We start from the raw sequence: 6,000 nt of genomic DNA on the forward strand, positions 1-6,000 counted from the left end.
GAAGGGTGTGCCGCAGAGAACCCCTGGGGCAGGGGATGTGGAAAGATGCGGGGGACGTTCGGCGGAAGGAAGGGAGCGACCGCGATGCCCGACAACCCGTCGGAGGGCCGGCCGGCCGACGAGTACGACGCCGCGGAGCTGTCCATCGGGCAGCTGGTCTCCGAGGCGAGCGGCGGCATGTCCAAGCTCGTCCGGCTCGAACTGGAGATGGCCAAGCTCGAACTGGCCCGGGACGCCAAGCAGGTCGGCAAGGGCTCGGGGCTGTTCGTCGCCGCGGCCGTCTTCCTCCACCTGGTCCTGGTCCTCGGCTCGATCACCCTGGGCTTCCTCTTCTACGAGGTGGTCGGCCTCTCCGCCACGCTGTCCTTCCTCATCGTCACGGTGATCTACCTCGTCGTCGCGGCGATCCTGATCGGCATCGGCGTGCTCCACCTGCGGAAGATCCGCGGGCTCGAAGGGTTCGGCGCCACGATGGCCGACACCGCGGCGCTGTTCGACCGGGACCGCCCGGCCTCCCAGCGCTGACCGGGCCCGGAGCCCGCCCGCGCCCATGGCCGACCCGACCGACGAATCGGCGGTCCTCATCGACGGGCCGTGGAAGCACCGCACGGTGAGCGCCGCCGGAACCCGGTTCCACGTCGCCGAGGCCGGCGACGGCCCGCTCGTGCTGCTGCTGCACGGCTTCCCGCAGTTCTGGTGGACCTGGCACGGCCAGCTCGCCTCGCTCGCCGAGGCCGGCTACCGGGCCGTCGCCGCCGACCTGCGCGGCATCGGCGCCAGCGACAAGCCGCCGCGCGGCTACGACCTGATCACCGCGGCCTCCGACGCCGCCGGGCTGGTCCGCGCGCTCGGCGCGGCCGACGCCGCCGTGGTCGGGCACGGAACCGGCGGGCTGATCGCCTGGACCATGGCCGGCTACTTCCCCTGGGTGATGCGGCGCCTCGCGGTGGTCTCCGCCCCGCACCCGGTCCGGCTCCGCCGGGCCGTGCTCACCTCCCCCGCCCAGGCCTGGGCGGCGCGCGGCCTCCTCGCCCACCAGGCGCCGATGGCGCCGGAGCGGCTGCTCGCCGCGGACGGCGCCGCCCGCGTCGGGGCGCTGCTCCGCTCCTGGTCCCGGCCGGGCTGGCCGGACCCCGAGACCGAGCGGCACTGCCGGGCGGCGTTCGGCGTCCCCGGCGCGGCGCACTGCTCGCTGGAGTACCACCGCTGGCTGTTCCGCTCCCAGGCGCGGCCGGACGGCCACCGCTACATGCGCCGGATGCGCGCCCCCATCGGCGTCCCGGTGCTCCAGGTGCACGGCGAGCGCGACCCGTTCCTGCTCCCGCGGGCGGCGCGCGGCTCCGGGCGGCACGTGGACGCCCCCTACCGGTGGCGGCTGATCCGGGGCGCCGGGCACTTCCCGCACCAGGAGCGGCCGGAGGCGTTCGACGCCGCGCTGCTCGGCTGGCTGGGCGACACCGAACCCGACGACTGGGGCCCGGAGCGGACCGGGCAGAATCGGTGATGCAGGGGGCGGAGAGCCGAGGAGGGGCCGTGAACGGGCAGCCGGGCGCACGCGATCGCAACGCCGACGGGAGGGCGCAGAACCAGCGCCCCCGGGACCGCTACGGCCGGCCGCTGCCCTACGGCTCGCCCGGGGTGCCGCGGGTTCCCGACGACGCGGTCTTCGCCCCGGAGGAAGGGCTGGACGAGGCGCAGCGCCTGCTGGACGAGGGGTACGCCTTCCACGCCCACGAGGTCCTGGAAGCGGTGTGGAAGGGCGTCGAGGGGCCCGAGCGCGAGCTCTGGCGCGGCCTGGCGCAGATCGCCGTGGGGCTGACCCACGCCCAGCGCGGCAACCGGGTCGGGGCGGCGCGGCTGCTGCGCCGCGGCGCCGGCGCGGTGGAGCCGTTCGCCCCCGGCGCCCCGTCCGGCGTCGACGCGGCGGGCGCCGCGGCCTTCGCGCGCACGGTCGCCGACGCGGTGGAGGCCGGGGCGGACGCCCCGGTGGACCCGGCCGGCCTGCGGCTCCGCCGCTGACCCCGCCTCCCCCCGTTGATCCCGGCGTCGCCGCGGTCTCGACCGGCTTCGAGACGGCGACGGCGCCGAGATCAGCGCGGAGGGGCGGACGGCGGGGTGTGCTGGGCCACACATCGGGCGAATCGGTGGCGCCGCGCGCCGCGGTCCGGTTTGCTGCGTTCGGGAGCCGTGCGCGGGAGCGCCGGCGGTGCCGCCGGGGGCCGTGCGGCGCGGGGGAACAACGGGACGGATGGGGCCTCTGCCCGTTGAATGGGGCTTTGGGAATTTCCTCCGCATTTCATGTCAGAGGTTTCCAGGCGCGTTGAATAGGGAATGACGTCGCCTATATAGGTAAATATCCTACCTGGAAGATCACCGGCGGGTCACATATTCCGCGTGGACGCGGTAACTCTGGACCCGGCCCTCACATTTCAACCCTCCGATGCGTAGAATCCCGGAACATCGTGCCCGTTGAAAACAGCGGAATCGGTGACCGGAAAAAGCTGTAAATGGTGGTGGCACCCGCATGACCCTGCTTCGTGCGCCGTCGGGCCGCTCCCACGGGCCCGTTCCGGGTGGCGGCGCGCCCTCGCGGGGCCGGAACGTGCCCGTCTCGTAGGAGGACGGATTGTCTGGGCTCAGCAGCCTCGCCGTTGACAACGGCCCGGCTCTCGCCTTGGACGGCATGAATTTCACGCTCGTCGTGGTGGTCCTGGCGGTGGCGCTGCTCGCGCTCGCCGTCGCCGGCGCCCTGGTGCGTGAAGTTCTCTCCGCCGGCCAGGGAACGGAGCGGATGCAGAACATCGCGCTCGCCGTTCAAGAGGGTGCGGGGGCGTATCTCAAACGCCAGTTCCGCACCCTGATCGTTTTCGTCGTCGTCATTCCGCTGCTCCTTCTGCTGCTCCCCGCGGACAGCGAAGCGGTCCGGTACGGGCGGTCGCTCTTCTTCGCGGTCGGCGCGGTCTTCTCCGCACTGACCGGATTCATCGGAATGTGGCTGGCGGTGCGGGGCAACGTCCGGGTCGCCGCCGCGGCCCGGGAGGGCGGCCAGGCCGGCGAGCACCGCGCCATGCGGATCGCCTTCCGCACCGGCGGCGTGGCCGGCATGTTCACCGTCGGCCTCGGCCTGCTGGGCGCGGCCATCGTCGTGCTGGTCTACCGCGGCGACGCCCCCATCGTGCTGGAGGGCTTCGGCTTCGGCGCCGCACTGCTCGCCATGTTCATGCGGGTCGGCGGCGGCATCTTCACCAAGGCCGCCGACGTCGGCGCCGACCTGGTCGGCAAGGTCGAGCAGGGCATCCCGGAGGACGACCCGCGCAACGCCGCCACCATCGCCGACAACGTGGGCGACAACGTCGGCGACTGCGCGGGCATGGCCGCCGACCTCTTCGAGTCCTACGCCGTGGTGCTGGTGGCCTCGCTCATCCTGGGCCGGGTCGCCTTCGGCGTGGAGGGCCTGGTCTTCCCGCTGCTGGTGCCGATGATCGGCGTCATCACCGCGATGATCGGCATCTTCGTGGTCGCCCCGCGGGCCCGGGACAAGAACGCGATGGCGGCGATCAACCGCGGCTTCTTCATCTCCGCGGTCATCTCGGCCCTGCTGGTGACCGGGACCGCCTTCGCCTACCTGCCCTCCTCCTTCTCCGAGCTCACCGGGGTCGGCGAGGAGATCGCCGCGCTGGAGGGCGACCCCCGGATCATCGCGATCGGCGCGGTCCTGGTCGGGCTGCTGCTGGCCGCCGCCATCCAGCTGCTCACCGGCTACTTCACCGAGACCACGATGCGCCCGGTGCGGGAGATCGGGGAGAGCTCGCAGACCGGCGCGGCCACCGTCATCCTCTCCGGCATCTCGGTCGGCCTGGAGTCGGCGGTCTACTCCGCGCTGCTCATCGCCGGCGCGGTGTACGCGGCCTTCGTCATCGGCGGCGTCTCCATCACGGTCAGCCTGTTCGCGGTGGCGCTGGCCGGCACCGGCCTGCTGACCACGGTCGGCGTCATCGTCGCGATGGACACCTTCGGGCCGGTCTCGGACAACGCCCAGGGCATCGCGGAGATGTCCGGCGACGTGGAGGGCAGCGGCGCCGACGCGCTCACCAGCCTGGACGCGGTCGGCAACACCACCAAGGCGATCACCAAGGGCATCGCCATCGCGACCGCGGTGCTCGCCGCGACCGCGCTGTTCGGCGCCTTCCGCACCTCGGTGGAGGGCGCGCTCGGCGATGCCGCGGGCACCTTCAGCCTCTCCATCGACCAGCCCAACGTGCTGGTCGGCGTGATCATCGGCGCCGCCGTCGTCTTCATGTTCTCCGGCGTGGCGATCATGGCCGTCGGCCGGGCCGCCGGCCGCGTGGTCCGCGAGGTGCGCGAGCAGTTCCGCACCCGCCCCGGGATCATGGACGGCACGGAGAAGCCGGAGTACGCCCGGGTGGTCGACATCTGCACCCGGGACTCGCTGCGCGAGCTGGTCACCCCGGGCCTGCTCGCGGTGCTCACCCCGATCGCGGTCGGCTTCGCCCTCGGCTACGCGCCGCTCGGCGCGTTCCTCGGCGGCGCGATCGCCGCGGGCACCCTGATGGCCGTCTTCCTGGCCAACTCCGGCGGCGCCTGGGACAACGCCAAGAAGCTGGTCGAGGACGGCCACCACGGCGGCAAGGGCTCCGAGGCGCACGAGGCCACCGTCATCGGCGACACCGTCGGCGACCCGTTCAAGGACACCGCCGGCCCGGCGATCAACCCGCTGCTGAAGGTGATGAACCTGGTGGCGCTGATCATCGCGCCGAGCGTGGTGCTCTACGCCGACAACACCGCCCTGCGGGTCGGCGTCACCGCGGTCGCGGTCGCCCTGATCGTCGGCGCGGTGCTCTGGTCCAAGCGGCGCGGCGGCGACGAGGCCGCGGCCCCGTCGGTCCCCGCCGCCCGGGAGGAGAGCCCCGCCGTCGGCTCCTCCGAGGCCTCCGCCCCGGTGGAGGAGCCGGCCGCGGACGGCGGCAAGGACGAGGAGCGCGACGCGGTCGGCGCGGCGCAGCACAACGGCTCCGCGTCCGCCCGCCCGTCGAGCGAGGACGAGGCGCCGGTCTCCGAGGGCGGGTCCAAGGACTGAGGACCGCCCTGCGGCGAAGCGGCGAAGCGGCGGAGGGGCCGCCCGGAACAGAGGATCCGGGCGGCCCCTCCCGCATGATGTCCATAGGCTGGTGGTGCGGCGCGGTTCTCAGGAGCGCCGCGGAGCCGCAGGGAAGGGAAGAGCCGACGTGTCCGGAATGAAAGGCCTGGTCGTGGTCCTCGGGATCATGCTGGGCATGATGGCGGTGCTCGCGATCATCGCCACGGTGCTGTCGCCGTGAGCGGGCGCCTGGTGATCCTCCGCCACGCGAAGGCGGAGCACGGCACCGGGGGCGACGACCACGCGCGCCGCCTCACCGGGAAGGGCCGCGCCCAGGCGCGCGCGGTGGGACTGCGGCTGGCCGAGGCCGGCCTCCTCCCGGACCTGGCGATCTGCTCGACCGCGGCGCGCACCCGGGAGACCCTGGAACTCGCCCTGGGGGAGATGCCCGACGGGCCGGCCCCCGGCTTCGAGGCCGAATACGAGGACGCCGCCTACGCCGCGGACGTGGACACCCTCTTCGACCTCGTCAACGCCGTCCCCCGGGAAGTGGGCACCCTGCTCCTGGTCGGACACAACCCCGCGGTGGCCCAGCTCGCCTCCGCGTTCGTCGACGGGGGAACCTTCGTCTCCTTCCCGCCGGCGTCGGTGGCGGTCGTCTCCCTGGAGGTCGACTGGCTCTACGCGGCCCCGGGAACCGGCAGCGGGTACCTGCTGGAGGGCTGACGCCGGGGGCCGAAGGCGCCGTCCGGCGCCGTCCGGCGCTGGTTTGTCAGGGGTTCACCTTGCGGCTATAGTCGTCCGAGTCGCCTGGAGCGGGGTCAACGATCCCGGGCCCGGGCGGCGGTCTTCTGAGGCCGGAACGAACACCCGATCAGCGGAGCTGAAGAGGGTGGGCGGGG

The 6,000-nt window shown here is 73.4% G+C and carries 5 protein-coding genes; all 5 read left to right on the forward strand.

Translation table 11 applies throughout. From position 1 onward, the window contains the following. Positions 1-84: 84 nt before the first annotated feature. Positions 85-525 carry a phage holin family protein gene (locus tag D459_RS0123660; RefSeq protein ID WP_017595484.1) on the forward strand — a complete coding sequence of 147 codons (441 nt, stop codon included), beginning with the start codon at positions 85-87 and terminating at the stop codon, positions 523-525. Between the two features lie 25 nt (positions 526-550). Next, a complete protein-coding gene (locus tag D459_RS32555; protein ID WP_017595485.1) occupies positions 551-1,504 on the forward strand; it encodes an alpha/beta fold hydrolase in 954 nt (317 codons plus the stop codon). Next, on the forward strand, positions 1,504-2,019 hold the full coding sequence (locus D459_RS0123670) for a DUF309 domain-containing protein (protein ID WP_051065527.1): 516 nt from the start codon (positions 1,504-1,506) through the stop codon (positions 2,017-2,019). The genes D459_RS32555 and D459_RS0123670 overlap by 1 nt, the downstream gene beginning before the upstream one ends. A 664-nt stretch (positions 2,020-2,683) precedes the next feature. After that, entirely contained in the window at positions 2,684-5,098 is a 2,415-nt protein-coding gene (locus tag D459_RS32560; protein WP_017595487.1) for a sodium-translocating pyrophosphatase, read from the forward strand. A gap of 237 nt (positions 5,099-5,335) precedes the next feature. Continuing rightward, positions 5,336-5,824 carry a SixA phosphatase family protein gene (locus tag D459_RS0123685; protein WP_017595488.1) on the forward strand — a complete coding sequence of 163 codons (489 nt, stop codon included), beginning with the start codon at positions 5,336-5,338 and terminating at the stop codon, positions 5,822-5,824. Positions 5,825-6,000 lie beyond the last annotated feature (176 nt).

Origin of the sequence: Nocardiopsis potens DSM 45234, from assembly GCF_000341105.1 — a bacterium.
Taxonomy (GTDB): domain Bacteria; phylum Actinomycetota; class Actinomycetes; order Streptosporangiales; family Streptosporangiaceae; genus Nocardiopsis_A; species Nocardiopsis_A potens.

What these genes read in the sequence shown, in the direction of transcription:
- D459_RS32560 (WP_017595487.1), top strand. Translation starts at nt 2,684, where the DNA reads ATGAATTTCACGCTCGTCGTGGTGGTCCTGGCGGTGGCGCTGCTCGCG.
- D459_RS0123670 (WP_051065527.1), top strand. Translation starts at nt 1,504, where the DNA reads ATGCAGGGGGCGGAGAGCCGAGGAGGGGCCGTGAACGGGCAGCCGGGC.
- D459_RS0123660 (WP_017595484.1), top strand. Translation starts at nt 85, where the DNA reads ATGCCCGACAACCCGTCGGAGGGCCGGCCGGCCGACGAGTACGACGCC.
- D459_RS32555 (WP_017595485.1), top strand. Translation starts at nt 551, where the DNA reads ATGGCCGACCCGACCGACGAATCGGCGGTCCTCATCGACGGGCCGTGG.